1 pseudogene is annotated in these 1046 nt (G+C 59.3%); it reads left to right on the top strand.

What is annotated here, in order from left to right:
* Positions 1-1046 (top strand): annotated as a pseudogene (locus tag AC1D1Z_RS37765) (PIN domain-containing protein); the annotation flags it as partial.

Here is a 1046-nt window from a genome sequence, read left to right as displayed (position 1 = left end):
CGCTTACGCAGGCGAGCGCGACGTTGCCCTGCAACAAAGGGCACAGGAAATCAGTGCCGACCACGCTCGCGAGGGCCTATTCCGCGTTGTTGTTTGGTCGTGGCCGGACATAGTTTCACGCGGCCAGAACTACCCTGATGTTGCTAGGGAGCTCCTCGTTCATAATCAGGTCGCCGTAGACACTCCGGTCCTCAATCCCGCGCGGCCGCTCTCCGACCCGACCTCGAAATTTCAGGCAGAGATCGCGTCGGCTATCGAGGCCCTCCGCGTTTCCTCAGCGGAAGTAGCAACAAAGGATGAGACAACAGCGCTCGACGCCAAGCTCGACGTCTTCCGGGACCAGATACGGAACGGTGGCGGCCCTCTGATCGTCGACAATCTGCGGGCACTTCTCGATGAAGTTACCGAAGATACGCCAGGCCGCTTGAAGCTAAGAGTGTTCGGCAATCTCGGTGCAGCGTTAGCACAGGTTGGAGATTTCGACGCCGCCGAAGACGCGTTTGCCCAAGCTGCAACGAGCGACCCCGACACAGCGGCAGGCCAATCATACAAGGCAAGGGCGGCATTGTTGCGAGGACAAACGGATCAAGCGTTCATTGCCGCCCAGCGCGCCATAGAGCTCGATCCATCAAATCTCTCCGCCGCAAACATATTGATCGAGAGCGCGCCAGCGACCATGGCGACAGCTGATCTGGAATTAAAGGTCGCAGGAGTGGCGGCTGATGTTGACGTCGCGAGCTCTCTGCAGCGCCGTTTCGCAACCGTCGAGAAAGACCTGAAGGCATCCATACGCGCGGCCCGCGCCATCGCACAGCAAGATTGGCGAAAAGACGCTGTTGTCGCGCAAGCGATACTTTCATGCTTCGAGGATAATAAAGATGTCCGCGTCGGCGCGCCGATCGCGGCGTCCGAACAATTTCTTCTCGAGGAAGCGAAAACCCGTCTCGCCCGCGCATGGGGACAGGTAACGACGCGGCCCGATCGGAAAAACTGGACGTTTGTTGCCGCAAATCTTTGCGCTGCTCTTCGCCTCACGGGGAGGGACC

The sequence above is a fragment of the Rhizobium sp. P1_E1 genome (assembly GCF_056406015.1).
The sequence above is the reverse complement of the archived record's forward strand: the minus strand, read 5'-3'. Positions and strand labels throughout refer to the sequence as shown.